At 35.6% G+C, this 17,886-nt stretch carries 15 protein-coding genes; 6 read left to right on the plus strand and 9 right to left on the minus strand.

Annotated elements, in window-relative coordinates; translation table 11 throughout:
* Window positions 1–136: 136 nt before the first annotated feature.
* The 3 genes from QLQ94_RS18170 (at window position 137) to pdeM (ending at window position 5,317) form a co-directional block, all read left to right on the plus strand.
* Entirely contained in the window at window positions 137–1,738 is a 1,602-nt protein-coding gene (locus tag QLQ94_RS18170; protein ID WP_271334206.1) for an ATP-dependent DNA ligase, read from the plus strand.
* Window positions 1,739–2,215: 477 nt separating this feature from the next.
* Window positions 2,216–4,675, plus strand: a complete 2,460-nt coding sequence (locus QLQ94_RS18175; protein WP_482498047.1) for a ligase-associated DNA damage response DEXH box helicase — start codon at window positions 2,216–2,218, stop codon at window positions 4,673–4,675.
* A 6-nt stretch (window positions 4,676–4,681) separates the two neighbouring features.
* Window positions 4,682–5,317 carry a ligase-associated DNA damage response endonuclease PdeM gene (pdeM, locus tag QLQ94_RS18180; protein ID WP_482498048.1) on the plus strand — a complete coding sequence of 212 codons (636 nt, stop codon included), beginning with the start codon at window positions 4,682–4,684 and terminating at the stop codon, window positions 5,315–5,317.
* Here the strand turns inward: pdeM and QLQ94_RS18185 are convergent.
* The 3 genes from QLQ94_RS18185 to QLQ94_RS18195 form a co-directional block, all read right to left on the minus strand.
* Window positions 5,309–5,815, minus strand: coding sequence for a hypothetical protein (locus QLQ94_RS18185; RefSeq protein ID WP_482498050.1), 507 nt, complete (start codon window positions 5,813–5,815; stop codon window positions 5,309–5,311). The genes pdeM and QLQ94_RS18185 overlap by 9 nt on opposite strands.
* A 438-nt stretch (window positions 5,816–6,253) precedes the next feature.
* Complete coding sequence (locus QLQ94_RS18190) at window positions 6,254–7,117, minus strand: helix-turn-helix domain-containing protein (RefSeq protein ID WP_482498052.1); 864 nt, start codon at window positions 7,115–7,117, stop codon at window positions 6,254–6,256.
* A 111-nt stretch (window positions 7,118–7,228) separates the two neighbouring features.
* Complete coding sequence (locus QLQ94_RS18195) at window positions 7,229–8,455, minus strand: PQQ-dependent sugar dehydrogenase (protein WP_482498054.1); 1,227 nt, start codon at window positions 8,453–8,455, stop codon at window positions 7,229–7,231.
* A 318-nt stretch (window positions 8,456–8,773) separates the two neighbouring features.
* On the opposite strand from QLQ94_RS18195, the gene QLQ94_RS18200 reads away from it, so the two are divergent.
* Entirely contained in the window at window positions 8,774–9,436 is a 663-nt protein-coding gene (locus tag QLQ94_RS18200; protein ID WP_271334200.1) for a FadR/GntR family transcriptional regulator, read from the plus strand.
* 40 nt (window positions 9,437–9,476) lie between these two features.
* On the plus strand, window positions 9,477–10,703 hold the full coding sequence (locus QLQ94_RS18205; RefSeq protein ID WP_482498056.1) for an MFS transporter: 1,227 nt from the start codon (window positions 9,477–9,479) through the stop codon (window positions 10,701–10,703).
* Between the two features lie 112 nt (window positions 10,704–10,815).
* Here the strand turns inward: QLQ94_RS18205 and QLQ94_RS18210 are convergent, their stop codons facing one another.
* Together QLQ94_RS18210 and QLQ94_RS18215 are read right to left on the minus strand one after the other, a co-directional pair.
* Window positions 10,816–11,841 carry an NAD(P)-dependent alcohol dehydrogenase gene (locus QLQ94_RS18210; protein ID WP_271334198.1) on the minus strand — a complete coding sequence of 342 codons (1,026 nt, stop codon included), beginning with the start codon at window positions 11,839–11,841 and terminating at the stop codon, window positions 10,816–10,818.
* Between the two features lie 190 nt (window positions 11,842–12,031).
* Window positions 12,032–12,403 carry a winged helix-turn-helix transcriptional regulator gene (locus QLQ94_RS18215; protein ID WP_271334197.1) on the minus strand — a complete coding sequence of 124 codons (372 nt, stop codon included), beginning with the start codon at window positions 12,401–12,403 and terminating at the stop codon, window positions 12,032–12,034.
* A 120-nt stretch (window positions 12,404–12,523) separates the two neighbouring features.
* On the opposite strand from QLQ94_RS18215, the gene QLQ94_RS18220 reads away from it, so the two are divergent.
* On the plus strand, window positions 12,524–13,126 hold the full coding sequence (locus tag QLQ94_RS18220; RefSeq protein WP_482498058.1) for an FMN-dependent NADH-azoreductase: 603 nt from the start codon (window positions 12,524–12,526) through the stop codon (window positions 13,124–13,126).
* A gap of 87 nt (window positions 13,127–13,213) precedes the next feature.
* On the opposite strand, the gene QLQ94_RS18225 is transcribed toward QLQ94_RS18220, so the two are convergent.
* The 4 genes from QLQ94_RS18225 to metN form a co-directional block, all read right to left on the minus strand.
* Window positions 13,214–13,738: a PPC domain-containing DNA-binding protein gene (locus QLQ94_RS18225; protein ID WP_271334195.1), complete on the minus strand. Its 525-nt coding sequence runs from the start codon at window positions 13,736–13,738 to the stop codon at window positions 13,214–13,216.
* 921 nt (window positions 13,739–14,659) lie between these two features.
* On the minus strand, window positions 14,660–15,478 hold the full coding sequence (metQ, locus tag QLQ94_RS18230; protein ID WP_271334194.1) for a methionine ABC transporter substrate-binding lipoprotein MetQ: 819 nt from the start codon (window positions 15,476–15,478) through the stop codon (window positions 14,660–14,662).
* 300 nt (window positions 15,479–15,778) lie between these two features.
* Complete coding sequence (gene metI, locus QLQ94_RS18235) at window positions 15,779–16,432, minus strand: methionine ABC transporter permease MetI (protein WP_271334193.1); 654 nt, start codon at window positions 16,430–16,432, stop codon at window positions 15,779–15,781.
* Window positions 16,425–17,456, minus strand: a complete 1,032-nt coding sequence (gene metN / locus QLQ94_RS18240; protein WP_271334192.1) for a methionine ABC transporter ATP-binding protein MetN — start codon at window positions 17,454–17,456, stop codon at window positions 16,425–16,427. The genes metI and metN overlap by 8 nt, the downstream gene beginning before the upstream one ends.
* Window positions 17,457–17,886: the final 430 nt, after the last annotated feature.

The following is a 17,886-nucleotide window of genomic DNA, read 5'->3' on the forward strand; positions in this document are numbered from 1 at the left end:
ACATAGCAAATACGCAAAGTACTATGTAATTTAAAATAAGTGAAATGCCTATTTTTTAAGTTAAAAAAGCTATGTCTCTATGTGTTTAAATTTAAAAATTAAGCCCCACGACACCTAATTAATAACCACAACAAAAATGAAAAACTTTGCCGAACTTATTAAAGCGCTTGACAGTTCTAATAAAACGTCGGTAAAAGTGGATGCTTTGACCAATTATTTCATCAATGCCAGTAACGAAGATAAAGTCTGGACGATTGCAATACTTTCGCATCGTCGGCCGCCAAGACCCGTTAATACTACATTATTGAGAATATGGGCGAATGAACTGGCAAATATTCCGCTTTGGTTGTTTGAGGAAAGTTATCATATTGTAGGCGATCTTGCCGAGACAATTGCATTGGTGATTCCTACTACAAAAGAACATTCGGATAAAAGTCTGACTGAATATCTTCAGGAAATTATTGCGCTGAAAAAGAAAACCGATATTGAGAAAAAAGAATATCTGCACGAAAACTGGCTGGCTTTAAATTACTACGAACGTTTTGTTTTTACCAAATTAATTACTGGAAGTTTCAGAATCGGCGTAAGCCAAAAATTGATGACGCGTGCACTTTCTAAAGCCGAAAACATTGATGAAGATGCTTTGGCACACAAATTAATGGGCGACTGGAATCCTAATACGATCACGTTTCAGGAATTAATTCTGGATGAAAAAAATAGCGATTATTTATCAAAACCATATCCGTTTTATCTCGCGTATCCTATCGAAGGCGAACCATCAAATCTTGGAAATCCCGAAGATTGGAGCGCTGAACACAAATGGGACGGAATAAGATCGCAAACCATAATACGTGATAATGAAATCTTTATATGGAGTCGTGGCGAAGAATTGGTTACGGATAAATATCCTGAATTTGCTTCGTTTATTGGAATCATCCCGGACGGAACCGTAATTGATGGTGAAATTCTGCCTTACATAAATAATGAAATTGGGACTTTTAATGATCTTCAAACCAGAATCGGGCGTAAAACAGTTTCGGCTGCAATCCTTAAAAAATCTCCTGTAATTATAAAAGCCTATGATCTTTTAGAATGGAAAGGGATTGATATTCGAAATCTTCCTTTTGAAGAAAGACGTATCTTATTAGAACAATTATATGAAGATATCAAACACCACGATATTCCGTTGCAACTTTCTGAACGGGTAAAATTTTCAACTTGGGAAGAATTGACGGAGGAAAGATTGCGCTCCCGCGAAATGAAAAGCGAAGGTTTGATGATAAAGCGAAAAGATTCTGCTTATCTTGTAGGAAGAAAAAAAGGCGATTGGTGGAAATGGAAAATTGAACCTCTTGTTATTGATGCGGTTCTTACCTACGCCATGCGCGGGCACGGAAGACGCTCGAATTTATTTACGGATTATACGTTTGCCTTATGGCAGAATAACGAAAATAACGAACGTGAACTGGTGACTTTTGCAAAAGCATATTCTGGTTTAACCGATGCTGAATTCAGAATGGTGGACGACTGGATTAAGAAAAATACACTGGAACGATTTGGTCCCGTTCGAAGCGTAACACCACAATTGGTTTTTGAAATTGGTTTTGAAGGAATTGCACTTTCGAAAAGACATAAAAGTGGCATTGCAACACGGTTTCCGAGAATTTTAAGATGGCGGCACGATAAAAAAATAGATGAAGCGAATTCTATTGATGATTTGAAAAGTATGATTATATAGCATGAGCAGAATGGCACGCGGATGACACGGATTCGCTATCGCGAAAACGCGGATTAAAAACGGATTTTTTATTTTTTATTTTTTGTTTTTAAATTTTTCTAATTTCTATTCGCTTTTTTTGTCATTACGCATTTTTTTTGTCATTTCGACCGAAGGGAGTAATCACACTAGAAACTCGTCAGAGAAGTAAAAATTTTCGAATACGAGTTTGATTTCTCCTCTATTGAAATGACAAAATTGTGGTTAATATAGTTTTTCAAAGCTCTAGCGGAGCGATATATAATTGGTTTCGAATAATATCATCATATATTATGTCACCCCTCTGGGGTTCTGTTACATAAATTTTTATCATTTGAATTTAATATTAATTAAAAAACATATTCCCTTGATTTTCTTTAATAACTCAAAACTTAATGAATCTTAATATCTTAATGGTTTAAAAAAATCTTAATGATAAAAAAACAATAACAAGAACAAATGAACAGAGAGCAACTTTTTGCGGTAGCAAATGAATGGTTTCAGCATCAGGGATGGAAACCATTTCCGTTTCAGACGCAAACCTGGACTGCTTTTTTACAGGGAAAAAATGGTTTGCTGAACGCTCCTACAGGCAGCGGAAAAACCTATGCGCTCTGGTTACCTATTGTTTTGAATTACATAAAAGACAATCCTAATTATAAAACCAAACATACTCCGGGACTTAAAGCAATTTGGATTACGCCTTTGCGCTCATTATCGGTGGAAATCAAACAAGCTGCAGAAAGAGTTGTTAATGATTTAGGAACAAAAATGACCGTCGGGATTCGTTCCGGAGATACATCGGCAAGTGAGCGAGCCAAGCAAAAAGGAAAAATGCCGGATTTATTGGTCACAACGCCGGAAAGTTTACAATTGCTCTTGGCAACAAAAGGTTATGACAAAATATTTGCCAATTGTACCGCAATTGTCATTGACGAATGGCACGAATTATTAGGTACAAAACGAGGCGTACAAACAGAACTTGGTTTGTCCCGACTAAAAGCGATTGCGCCTAAAATGCGTATTTGGGGAATTTCGGCTACAATCGGGAATCTGCAGCAAGCTCAGGAAGTTTTATTGGGAGTTGATTCAGATGCGTATCATAATTCAGTTTTGATAAAGGCTCAAATTCACAAAAAAATAAAAGTCATTTCGATTATTCCCGATAAAATGGAAACCTATCCGTGGCGCGGACATATGGGTTTGCATCTTATTGATGAAGTGGCTAAAATTGTAAAAGCCAGCAAAACGACTTTGATATTTACCAATGTACGGTCGGCTTGCGAAATTTGGTTTCAGCGATTACTCGAGAAATATCCTGAGTTTGCGGGAGAAATGGCGATGCATCACGGAAGCATTAACAGAGAAACGCGACTTTGGGTCGAACAAGCGATTAGAGACGAAGAATTAAAAGTCGTTGTTTGTACTTCAAGTCTGGATTTGGGCGTCGATTTTGCGCCTGTAGAAACCATTATTCAAGTTGGCGGACCTAAAGGTGTCGCGCGCTTTTTGCAAAGAGCGGGACGAAGCGGACATCAACCCGGGAAAGAAAGTGTGATTTATTTTCTTGCCACGCATGCGATTGAACTAATCGAAGCTTCGGCATTAAAAAAAGCAGTTGAAGAAAATGTAATCGAAGATCGCGTTCCGTATTTGAACAGTTGGGATGTTTTGGTACAATATTTAAATACTTTGGCAGTTTCGGACGGATTTCTTCCTGATGAAATTTTTAAAGAAGTCAAAGGAACGTTTTGTTATCAGGCAATGACGGAGGAAAACTGGAACTGGATTCTGAATTTTATTTCTAACGGAAGCCAAAGTTTACAGGCTTATGACGAATATAAAAAAGTAGAAATTGAGGAAGACGGACGCTTTAAAATCAATAGTAGATTAATTGCAATGCATCACCGCATGCAAATTGGTACCATTGTAGGCGATGCCGTGGTGAACGTAAAATTCATGAGCGGCGGTTATATTGGGACTATTGAGGAATGGTTTGTTTCGAAACTAAAACCGGGAGATACTTTTATCTTTGCGGGTAAACAACTCGAATTGTTCAGAATACGAAATATGCAGGTTTTAGTTCGAAAGGCAGATCCTAAAAAGAAATCAAAAGTAGTAAGCTGGATGGGTGGCCGAATGGCACTTTCGGCACAAATGAGTGAATTGCTGCGACATGAATTGTATCGTGCCAACACTGATGATTTATCGCCGGAATTAAAAGCTCTAAAACCACTATTTACAAGACAAAGAAAGGAATCTATTGTTCCCGGTGATAATCAGTTTTTGATTGAAACTTTTAAAACCAGAGAAGGTTATCATGCCATTTTTTATCCTTTTGAAGGTCGTTTTGTACATGAAGCTTTGGCTAGTTTATTGGCTTACCGAATTAGTTTATTATTGCCCATTAGTTTTTCGCTTGCGTATAATGATTACGGATTCGAATTATTATCAGATCAGGAAATTGATATGCAGAATGTTTTAGATAATAATCTATTTTCGACGGAATATGTACATCATGATTTACAAAAAAGTTTGAATGCTACCGAAATGGCAAGGCGTAAATTCAGGGATATTGCCGTAATTGCAGGTTTGGTTTTTACTGGTTTTCCTGGTAAGATGGTGAAGACAAAACATTTGCAAAGCGGTTCGCAATTGTTATTTGAGGTTTTTAGGGATTATGAACCTGATAATTTATTGTTTCAACAGGCTTATCGTGAAACCTTTGAGCATCAGCTTGAAGAAGGCCGTTTGATTATGGCTTTGGAACGAATTGAGAAACAAGAAATTGTCTGGAAACAATGTTTAAAACCTACGCCTTTTAGTTTTCCCTTAATTACAGATCGATTACGCGAAAAATTGTCGAGTGAGACTTTGGCAGAACGAATTAAAAAAATGACGGCTTCGTATATGAAGTAGCTACTTATGACAATTACTATACAAAATCAAACGTTTATTTTACATCCCAGCGGTGCTTTATTTTGGGAAACCAGAAATTTGCTTCTGATCTCTGATGTGCATTTGGGTAAAGTCTCGCATTTCAGAAAACATGGCGTCGCGATTCCGAATAATGTAGTTTCGGAAAATTTTAAACGTTTGACTGATATTGTCGAAAATTTTAAACCTGAAAAAATTATTTTCCTCGGAGATTTATTCCATAGTTCTAAAAATTCTGAATGGGATTTATTCCAGCAATGGGTAGATTGCTGTACAAACAAAATTATCCTGATTGCAGGAAATCACGATATTATTGACAAAAAGCATTACATAAAACTCGATATCGATGTTGTCGAATTTCTTGAAATCGATGATTTTTTATTGACTCATCATCCTTCCATAAAAGAAGGTTTTTTTAATTTTTCAGGGCATATTCATCCGGGAATTATTCTTCGTGGCTTTGGTGATCAATCTCTGAAATTATCTTGCTTTTTCAGAAAAGAAAACCAAATGATTCTGGCTGCTTTTGGAGAATTTACAGGAAAGCATGTTTTAAAACCGCAACAAAATGATATTGTGTATGCCATTGCAAATGATGAAGTAGTCAAAATAAAACTAAACTGATTTCTTAAAATAAAGTTGTTTTTGATTGGTATCCCGATTCACATCATTTTCATAATTAAATTCTACGTATCCCAAAGACTTCAATGTTTCTATTAAAACTGTATCTATCTCAAAGGCTTTTGCCCAAATTAAATCGTGTTTTCTTTGTAAAGCTACTTCTTGAGCACGTTTAAAAAGTATCAAAATATCTTCTTGATTAAAGTAAACAATATGATCAACACCAATCGCTTTATTAGCGCCAAGATTTTGATTTGAAAGTCGGGACGAATTCAGTTTCATAAAAGACAACGGATTTTCGCCTTCGTAAGCCATCAACATTTCAACCGAAAAGTCATTTTGTATTTTGAATAATTTCTGACTTGACAAATTTTCATTTGCATACTTCTCTCCTATTTCTTTTGAATCAACGAATAAATCTGAATAGAATTTCATTGCTTTTTCTTCCATCCAAATTACATTATCATTTATGATTACTACGAATCTTGCTATTTTAGACATGTCTTTTATTTTTAAAATTTTGAATTATCTTAAGTGCAAAGTTGAGATGATTTGATGGATGAGGAAAGAGCTAAATGTCTTTTGTTTTGTTCAAAAAGTCGGTGAATTTATTTTAAACACATAGAAAAATAGCTTAACATAATGTTTAAAAAAAGGCATTTCACTTTTAATAAAACACATAGAATAAGGCATTCCTAAAGCTTCAAATACAGACTAAAATATTTTTTTTCTTATTCTATGTCCTTTCGACGAAGGGGAAATCACAATAGAAACTCCTCACAGAATGTCCTCAATCTTTGTCGAATTACTTGTGTGATTTCTACTTCCGTCGAAATGACAAACTTGAAATAAATGACCTTATATTTCGTAATAACCTTACATTCCCCAAGGGGTGAAACCTCGGGCTATGTTTAAAATGTGATATGATTTGATATTTTGTTAGATATTTTTCTTACGATATTCTAAAGGCGAAATTCCCGTGGCATTTTTAAAGAATCTACCAAAAGTGGATTGATTCTGGAAGTTTAATGTATCACTGATTTGGTTGATTGTGATATCTTTGTTTTGAAGTAATACTTTGGCTTCGAGAATTACAATATCTTCGATCCAGTTGCTGGCTGTTTTACCGCTGTTATTTTTGATTACTTCTGATAAATATTTACGAGTTACATTTAGAGTATCGGCATAATACTGAACTGATCTTTGGCTTGAAAAATCTTTGGAAAGGATATCCTTAAATTTTTCAAACAATGGATTCTGTGAATTCTCATTAATAATTGTTTGCTTTATAAAATCAAGTTCGTAAATCAAAATATACAGATATCCTCTTAAAATAGAGGGCTGATGGTCTGAATTAGTATCAAGGGATTGTTTTAGCAATGAAAATATTTGTTCGAACTTTTCTTCGTTGTTTTTCTCTAAATTAAAAACATGCATGTCGCTATTTTCAAAAAACTCATATTGCGAAAGAAAAAAAACATTGGCCTGATTGTGAAGAAAAAATTGTGATTTGAAGAAAATAATATCAATTAGAATTTCATCGCTGTCTTTTGTAAAACTTCTAATTACTGACGGTCCTAATGTGATTATTGCCGGCGCATGAATTACGACTTTCTTCAATTTGGTTTGCATAACAATACTGCCTTTTCTTAGAAATTCTATTGCATAACTTTCTGCGCGGTAAGGTTCGCTGATATAAGGATGATCTTTGGCCTGAATATAAAAGTACTCTTTCGTATTATCAACATCGGCAAACAAACTCTTATGATGTGCGAGTGAATATGTTGTAATTTTATTCTTCAATTGTTTTTGGTTTAATGGCAATTCAAATATACTTAACCGTTTTGCGCATAACAAATAATGGCGCCAAATAGCGCCATTATTTTGTTCTTAGAAAAGAACATATGTTGAAACTTATTTTTTATCAATTTTATAAAGTCTTCCACCATCCGTAACAGCATATAATGCGCCGTCATTTCCTTGCGTGACATCTCTAAAACGTTGATTTTCGGATGCAAGAAGTCTTTCTTCACCAATTACTTTATTGTCTTTTATGGCAAGACGAATGATATGCATTCCGCTTAAAGCGCCTATGAAAAGATTATTTTGCCATTCCGGAACACGATTTCCGGTATAAAATGTCATTCCGCTTGGCGAAACTACAGGATCCCAATAATAAACGGGCTGTTCTAAACCATCTTGCTGCTGAATTCCCGCTCCTACTTTTTCTCCGCTATATTCAATTCCGTAAGTAATTGTTGGCCATCCGTAATTCGAACCTGCTTTTAGGCGATTTATTTCATCACCTCCACGTGGTCCGTGTTCTGCTAACCAAATTTCATTAGTAACAGGATTAAGCGCCAAACCTTGCGGATTTCTGTGTCCAATAGTATATAATTCCGGTAAAGCTCCCGTTCCTGTAAAAGTTGGATTTCCGGTTGCGGGTTGACCTTCTTTTGTGATTCTGACTACTTTTCCTAAACCTGAAGTCACAGATTGTGCTAATGGACGTGTTTCTAAAACAGAACGCTCTCCGGTACTTACAACTAAGAAACCAGCTTTATCAAAAAGAATTCTTCCGCCATAATGAAGCGTACTTGCGTTCGCTGGTTTTGCTCTGTAAATAACGGCTGCTCCTTCGATAGTTTTTTCGTCTGCTGAAAGTTTTCCTTTCGCTACAGCGGTATTATTTCCGCCATTTGTAGCTTCGGCAAAAACCCAGTAAATCATTCGGTTTGTCGTAAAATCAGGATCAATAGCCAAACCTAATAAACCACCTTGACTAGCAGGATTAACAGCAGGAATACCTGTAATTGGAGCACTCAAAACGCCGGCTGTTGTAGCAATACGCATGGTTCCTGTTTTTTCCGTAATCAATAATCGGCCATCAGGAAGCGTTTTTATTCCCCACGGACTTGTTAATGTTGTAGCAATAACAACTCCTTCATAGGGTGTATTGGTCTGGATACCACTGATTCTTGTTTGCCCTTCGAATGCCGGTTTATATGTTGTATTGGCAGCACCACCTTCGACAGGATTGGTAATTGTGCCGGGATCTACATTCGTTTCTTTATCATTTGAGCAGCTTAATAAGGTAATTAGCACACTAGAAACAATAGCAATCTGGTTAATATTTCTCATAGTTTTGGGATTTTAATGATTAAAAAAAGTTGTAAATGGTATTGCTTTAATTTGTAACCAAGTAAAAATCTTAAATTAAAAATAAAAACAGTTATATAATTTATAGGAAAATTTACATAATTAATTAAAAGGTTTTTTATTTTAAACGTAGAGAACACAAAGATTTTCACAGAGAAATAAAACCTTTGTCAACTCTGTCTGCTCTTTCTTTGTGTTCTCTGCGGTAAAAAGACTTTGCCATTAAAATTTTTAAGCTCTTGCCGTTATTTAAAATATTTTCATACATTTGCAATCATCAGATGATATGACAACTAAATTATGACTTTAATCAATAAAAAATCTCTCGCAGAAGAAGTTGCTTCAAAATTACAGGAGCAAATAGCTCTGGGTCACTATAAGATCAATGAGAAGCTACCAATTGAAGCGGAGTTGATGAAAAGTTTTGGTGTTGGAAGATCCTCTATAAGAGAGGCAATGAAGCTATTGGCTAATTCCGGGTTACTTCGTATTCAGCAAGGTGTTGGTACATTTGTTCAGGAAGTTACCAATACACGTGAGCCAATGGACCAACGTTTTAAACGTGCAAGTCTGGAGGATTTAGATGAAGTAAGACAATTGCTTGAATTGAAAATTGCTGAAAAAGCAGCACTTAACAGAACAGAAGATGATATAATTGCTATGAAACAACATTTGGCTGATCGTATGAAAGCGGCCAATGAAGGTTTAATAGAAGAATGTGTTGAAGCTGACATACAATTTCATATTGCTATTGCAGAAGCATCAAAAAATGAGATCCTTGCCGATTTATACAAATCCGTTTCTAAACATCTAAAAAAGGAATTTCTTACTCTTTATCCGGACACTATAGTATTTCAGGAAACATATGCTATACACGAACAGCTTCTAAAAAGCATTATTGCAAAAGATCAAAAAAAGACATGGAATATTGTCGCAAAAATCACAGGACATATTAATTACTAATTTTTTACCCAAATTCATCAGATGATCTGATTTTAAATTTATGACAACAAATACCACTTCCAATTCAAAACAGTTAGTCCAAAAGACAGTGTTTTCTATTTTATTCACCATTAGTTTTACTCATTTAATTAATGATATGCTACAGGCCGTCGTTCCTGCGGTATATCCAATTATAAAAGACAAATTTCATCTTACCTTTACTGAGATAGGATTGATTACGCTGACTTATCAACTTACAGCATCTATCCTGCAGCCTTTTGTTGGATTTTATACCGATAGAAAGCCACGTCCTTATTCTTTGGCCGTTTCAATGGTTTTTACAATGCTTGGCCTGGCCGCTGTTGCTTACGCTTCCAGTTTTGTCAATATATTACTTGCTGTTAGTTTAATAGGAATTGGATCTTCTATTTTTCATCCTGAAGCTTCGAGGGTTGCGCATATGGCATCTGGAGGAAAAAGAGGTTTAGCCCAATCGATTTTTCAATTAGGTGGAAATGCAGGAAGTGCCATAGGACCTTTGCTTGCGGCAATAATTGTGGTGCCTTACGGACAATCTAATATTATCTGGTTTTGTATTGCTGCTGTGCTGGGAATTATAATTCTTTCAGGAATCGCAAAATGGTATCAGGAACATTTAAACCTTAAAGCTTTAAACAAATCAGCTTCTGTTGAAGAGGTTCATCATTCGCTTTCTAAACAAAAAGTAATATTATCATTGGCTATTTTGATGGTGCTTATTTTTTCTAAGTATTTTTATATGGCCAGCATGACGAGTTATTATACTTTTTATCTTATCGATAAGTTTCATGTGTCTGTACAGGAATCTCAGGTTTATCTTTTTACCTTTATGGGGGCTGTAGCTGCAGGAACATTATTTGGCGGACCATTAGGAGACCGTTTTGGAAGAAAATATATCATTTGGATCTCGATACTTGGTGTTGCTCCTTTTACTCTACTATTGCCTTATGTTTCTCTTTTCTGGACCGGAATTTTATCTGTAATCATTGGTTTAATCATCTCATCGGCTTTTTCTGCAATTTTGGTTTATGCAACTGAGCTTGTTACGGGAAAAGTAGGTTTAATAGCGGGGCTTTTCTTTGGATTTGCTTTTGGTATGGGTGGATTAGGTTCTGCAATTTTAGGAAAATTAGCTGATGCTACAAGTATTGAATACGTTTTTAAAGTATGTGCTTTTCTACCATTGATTGGAGTTTTGACAACCTTTCTTCCCAATATTGAGGGAAAGAAAAAAACTCAAAAAAGTTAAGTACTCAATATTAAATTGTTTTTACTAATTCGAATTATTATAAAAAAAAGCGCTGAATGTACTGGTTCAGCGCTTTTTGCTTGTAATAAAACAAGCTCATCTATTTTTAAAATTAAGGAATTAAAACAGCGCGTCCTTTAATTTTTCCCTGACGTAATTTATCGTATACTTCAAGTGCCTGATCCAGATTGTATTTTTCAATTTCGATGTGAATTTTCTTTTGAATCGCCAGACCTATTACTTCCATTAATTCTGTTCTGGATCCCCAATACGGATTTGTCATGCTTACACCAAAAGGCAATCCATTCATATTGTATTCAAATTTTCCTCCGCCTAACCCTACAATGGTTAAGTCTCCATCTAAGCCGATAATTTTTGTTCCTAAATCTATTGTCGAAGTTGCTCCCACAAAATCAAGTACAACTTTGGCTTTTTTTATTCCGGTGATTTTTTTGATTTGTTCGGCAGCATTTTTATCCGTAGAATTTATCGCATGAGCTGCGCCAAGTGATTTGGCAAATTCAAGTCTTTCTGGTGTTATATCGCACGCAATAATGGTTGATCCGCACATTTCGGATAAAATTTGAAGTGCCACATGTCCAAGTCCACCAACTCCAATAACCACCACATATTCATCCGGCATTAATTTATGCAACGAACGTTTTATGGCGGAATAAGGTGTTAGGGCAGCATCTGTAAGTGGAGCTGCAATTACAGGATCTAAATCGTGAATAGGTACCAATAAACGAGAAGAAGGTACAAGCATATAATCAGCCATTCCGCCATTTAATCCTAATCCTCCGCCATAAGCTTGTTCAGATTGGTGATCACAATAATTTTCGTTCGAATGTTGGCAGGGTTTGCAATGTCCGCAACCCCAGGGACCGTAAACTAAAACGGCATCTCCTTTTTTAAAACCTTTTACATCCTGTCCCACTTCTTCTACCCAACCTGCATTTTCATGTCCTAAAGTAAATGTCGTTCCTACAACTGTTCCTTCATCAATAATGTGCAAATCTGAATGACATACTCCTGCTCCACCAATTTTTAATAAAACTTCATCGCCTGAAGGTTTAGGTTTTTCTAAATCATTTATAATCCTAACATCTTTGTGTCCATAATATCGTACTGCTTTCATAAGAATATATTTATAGTTTGATATTATAAATTTACTAAAACCCCGTGTAGGACAAAAGTTAATATACCCTAAATAAAGCTTATGATACGTTAAAAAAACAGGCTGAAATAGCTTTAATTTTAACGCACAGGTTAATTGCGGTTCTGTTTTTAATGCTTATGTCGAAAGTTATTTTTGATTCCCTTTTCATCTATTTCCGCATACTTTCCTTAATTCTTTCCCTATGTTGCTCGCCCCATGCGCTAAGTTCACGGATCACACTTTTTAAACTTTGACTGTAGTCCGTAGCTTGATAAATGATGCTTACCGGAGTTGTAGGATACACATTTCGTTTGATAAATTCGTTCAATTCTAAATCCTTGAGTTCGTTGGCTAAAACTTTTGGCGAAATTCCTGTGACTTCTTTCTGAATCTCATTAAAACGTTTGGGTGATTGTATAAGGCTAAGAATTAAAGCTATCTTCCATTTGCCGTTTAAAACATAGAGCGCATCGAGTATGTTCTTAAGCGATCCGGTGCATTCGTCCTTTGTAGGAAGTATTTCATCTTCAAATATTTTCATGCTGCAAAGATAGGCACTTTCCTAAAAGTAACCGCTTTCCTTTGGGTAAGTACTCACTTTTGCATAGTTGGTAATTGTAGCTTTGCTTCATACAAAAATCTAACATTAATAATTTTCGTTATGAAACACATTCTTCATTTAATTTCAAGCATACAAGGCAATGAATCCTACAGCATTAAATTGGGTAAAGCTATAATTGAAAAAATTCAGGATAAATATCCGAACAGTACGGTTGAAGAATTGAATCTGACCGATGTCAAAATTCCACATCTTGATCCTGACGTTCTTCGCACTTTTTTTATTCCGGAAGATCAGCTGACACAACAAGACAAAGAATCTATTGGTTTTTCTAATCAGGTTGTAAATCAATTATTGGCTGCAGATATTATCGTTATCGGCGCACCTCTTTATAACTTTACTATACCTTCATCATTAAAAGCCTGGATTGATCATATCACCAGAGCAGGAATAACTTTTGGGTATGGAGAAAATGGCCCAATTGGAAAAGTAACAGGCAAAAAAGTTTACGTAGCAATGAGCTCCGGTGGTATATTTTCTGAAGGTCCCGGCAAAGCCAATGACTTTGTAGTTCCTTATCTAAAAGCATTTCTGGGGTTTCTGGGCATGACAGATCTTACGGCATTTCGTGCTGAAGGGCTTAAAGTACCGGAAGTAAAAGAGAATGCAATGAAAAAAGCAATTGAAAGTATAGAGATTGACTAACCAATAGTTGGTTTAGTAAGAATTGAAAATGCATTTAGTTTTTTAATTCCTGCCTCAATCAGTCTTTTGCAAATTTAAGTCAGCACTTTATTGTATGCAGGGCAATTGCAGCACATTAGCATTTAAGGGCTGCTCAATTTTTCGTTCCAGTTTTTCTGTATTCACTGTAATGTAAACCTCCATAGAACCTGTGCCAACTTTTAAGGCAAGAATGTGTCCGCCATATGCACTAAATTTATCATCGGTTGCCACGCCATGAATGTGTAATGAAGGTTTGTCTCCATTCCAGGCGATAGAACCCGTGAGGCTTCCCATTTCGACTTTATTATAGGTTTTTGGATTAAATTTCTTGAGATTAAAATCATAAAAACCAAAAGTAACCTCTTGTGCAAAGCCAATTCCTGTAAAGTTTCCGGAAGGAATTTTTTCTTCCCGAACGAGCTTTTCAATCGATTCGATAACATTATCTGACTCCCGTAAAACCATTAAATAACCTGCAGCAGTTTTAACATAACGGCATTTTGAAGCGCCCTCTTTTTGTTGAGCCTGTGCAGCAGTAACTCCAAAACAAAGCAAGAGTGAAGCAATAATGTTTTTTGTTTGAAAATTCATTGGATTGATTTTTAGAATAAATATACCGATTGAAAAATAAATCAATTCAGCGTGTTTGTTAATGGATTCGATTTTAGGAATTGTAAATAAGCAGCATAAAGGTAACGATTTCATTTTGCTTTTTTTCTTCCATAAAATGATTCTTATGATTTATTTAATATTTTTTTTTTAAATCGGATAGGAGCCTAGGGATTAATTCCCTAGGCGACCTTCCACACCACCCGGCATACGGATCCGTACCAAGGCGGTTCTTAATTTACGATACATTTTAAGATAGATACCTAACCTAAAGTACTTCCGTGAGGTTGTTTTCAGTTATCCCAATAAAGGTCTGCACTCCCTGGTAGCTGTCGGATTCCGTCCTATCCTTCCCAAGGTAGTTATCAAATTACTTGATATTTTCTGCATTCGTGCCTTCATAGGTAACATTCATTTACTACTCACTTAATTAAGTTCAGTCCTTCGGTACTCATTTACAGTACCTACTATGACCTCTGCTGACTTCTTATAGCAATTGTTATCCATAAGTGCTTTTCTTTAAAAAAAAAAAAAAAAAAAAAAAAACTCCCCCTATGTCTATAAGACCTCCCCAGGTAAGAACGACAACTTTCCTCTCATATACCTGCTATATTTACCATGATGTTTCCGTACAGTTTTGGACTTCAGTTTGTGTTGCAACCTTATCCAACATCTTTGGCCTTTTATATAGTTTCTGTTCGTCAGGTCAAGAGTTTGCCTACTGCTTCCTTCAGATTCCACCTCGCGATGGACACCCTTGCATTCAGCTAACACTTCCCACTGTAAAGGCGTGTTCGGGACTTACACCCTAGAGTTATCGCCCATGCTGGGCACACAACCAAAGAAGCGCTAAATCTACTGATCCAGCGCTTCTTTTTTATATCAAAAAGATACTCATTTTTATTACCAGCCTTTTACAGCACCGCCTTTAAATTCTTTCAGAGCGGCCTGCTCAACTTCTGCAGATTGAAAAGCCTGTAAAAACTGTTTTACTTTTTCTTCGTTTTTATTGTCTTCACGACTTACTACCAAGTTTACATAAGGAGAGTCTTTATCCTCAACAAACAAAGCATCACGCGAAGGAATAAGTCCTGCCTGAGAAGCAAAAGTATTGTTGATAATCGCAATTGTTACGTTCTCATCATCCAGAGCTCTTGGCAATTGAGGTGCTTCCAGTTCTAATATTTTAAGTTTTTTAGGATTACTTACAATATCCGTTACTTTAGGCAATAAGCCAATTCCTGCTTTAAGCTTCAACAATCCGTTTTTCTCTAAAAGCAATAAAGAACGTCCACCGTTTGTTGGATCATTTGGAATAATAATTGTGCTTTCGTCCTTTAATTCCGAAAGGTTTTTGATTTTTTTAGAATACGCTGCAATCGGATAAATAAATGTTTTACCAATGATTGCTAATTTATAACCGCGTTGTTTCGATTGTTCATCAAGATATGGTTTGTGCTGAAAAGCATTTACATCAATATCTCCCTGACTCAAAGCTTCATTTGGAATCACATAATCATTAAAAGAAATTAACTCTACTTCTAATCCGTATTTTTCTTTTGCTACTTTTTTAGCCGCTTCTGCCACTTTATATTCCGGTCCCGTTGCAACTCCTACTTTAATATGATGTGGATCATTATTTTTACTTTTTCCGCAATTTGCTACTACAAATGCTAATGCTATAATTCCGGCTGTTTTTAAAAATTTATTTTTAGTAATCATCTCGTATTTTTTAATTTTTAATTCTTAATTTATGTGTAATATGTGTTTTTTACCGCAAAGGTTTTACCGCAGAGAACACAAAGGTTTTTCGCAAAGTTCACTAAGATTGAAGTTTGTAAACACAATTTAAGTTCACAAAAGCTTTGTAGTTAAATCTCAAAATATACACAAAGCTTTGCGAACTTTGTGTTTTTATAAAACCGCTTAATTAAAAAACTTCGCGCACTTTGCGGTAAAATGTCAAAGTATTCACAAAGCATAAAAAAAACTTCACGCTCGTTGCGGTAAAATCGCAAAGTATTATCTATGGTCAAATCGCTTTGATAAAAAGTCACCCGCAAATTGAATAATAAATACCAAAAGTACCAATAATGCCAAAACCGAATTCATCGTTACGGCATCATAACCAATATATCCGTATTGATACCCAACTTGTCCCAATCCGCCTGCACCAACTGCTCCACCCATTGCAGAATAACCTACAAGTGTGATTAACGTGATCGATGCGGCATTTATTAATGATGGCAAAGCTTCCGGAAGCAATACTTTATATACAATTTGTAATGGTGTTGCACCCAAAGCTCTTGCGGCTTCGATTAATCCTGAAGGCAAACCAAGAAGACTATTCTCAACAAGTCGTGCTATAAATGGCGCCGCGCCAATACTTAACGGAACCAAAGCGGCACTCACACCAATAGAAGTTCCTACCAAAGCACGCGTAAACGGAATCATCCAGACAATTAGTATAATGAACGGAATAGAACGAAAAATGTTTACTAAAATCGATAAAGTTCTGTTTAAAATTGGTTGCTCCAGAATTTGATTTTTTCGGGTAAGAAAAAGCAATACACCTGTTGGAAGTCCTAATACAAAACCAAAAAAGCCAGACACAAATGTCATCACGATGGTTTCCCAGGTTCCTTTTAATAATAAGTCAATAATAGAATCAGACATAACCTATAATTTCTGTTTTAATATGTTTAGAAATAAAATATTCAATTGCAGCTTCGTAATTTTCACGTTTACCTGATAATTCAATCAGCATTACGCCAAAATTTACATCTCCGGCCTGATCCATTTGTGCGCTGACAATTTTAAAGTTGGTATCAAATAATCTCGAAACTTCAGAAATAACAGGTTCATTTACTGATTTCCCAGTCATTTCTAATCTCAATAACGGACTCAAACCTTCGCCATCTACCTTTTGTAATCTTTCCTGATATACTCTCGGAATGTCAAGATGTAAGGAAGAAGCAATAAATTCCTTGGTTAATTCATGTTTAGGATCAGCAAAAATTTCGCCTACACTTCCTTGTTCTATCAGTTTTCCGTGGCTGATTACAGCAACTTCATCACAAATTGATTTAACAACTTCCATCTGATGGGTAATCAATAAAATCGTAATGTTTAAACGACGATTAATATCTTTCAATAAATTCAAAATCGATCTTGTCGTTGCCGGATCCAATGCGCTTGTCGCTTCATCGCACAAAAGTACTTTTGGATTATTTGCTAAAGTTCTCGCAATAGCAACCCTTTGTTTTTGACCTCCTGAAAGGCTTGCAGGATAATCATTGGCTTTTTCGGCTAAACCTACCAATTCCAATAATTCTAAAACACGAGTCTGGATCTCTCCTTTTGATGCACCAGCCAATTCTAATGGAAAAGCTACATTCTCGAAAACCGTTCTCGAGGAAAGTAAATTAAAATGCTGAAAAATCATTCCGATTTGTCTTCTTTCAATCGCCAGTTGTGCATTCGTTAATTGCATTAACCACTTTCCGTCTACGATAATTTCTCCAAAAGTTGGTCTTTCCAACAAATTTACACATCGAATTAAGGTACTTTTTCCAGCTCCCGAAGTTCCAATTACGCCAAAGATTTTCCCTGGAGGAACTTTAAGAGAAACATCTGATAAAGCCGAAACAATTCGGTTTTTCTGATGAAAATTCTTCGTTACATTTTTTAATTCAATCATTTTTATAATTCAAGTTAAACCTGCTAAATCCACAGACATAAATACTTAACGCTTCTGAAATTCTAAAATTAAAAATCAAAAAGCCTTTCAATTGATTATGAAAGGCTTCAGGAATAAATAATTTTACTATTATATATAAGCCAGTTCATACCATCGCATAGCATCACAACACATCGTGTTGCAGTTGTAATGAATTGTATACTGGTTATTGTTTTTCATTGCTGCGGCAAATTTAAAGAGATAATTTGAATTTTAATACAAAACCTGAAACTTTTTTTATCCTATCAATTTAATAGACTTGTTTCAGGGTTGGGTGTTTTTATGACACACGGATTTATGCGGATTTAAACAGATTTGCGCGGATTTCTTTTTTTGCTTTACAACGGATTAAAATCCGTTGTAAAGCAAAATAAATCATTCCTCCGATTTT

This window comes from Flavobacterium sp. B114r, from assembly GCF_056824125.1.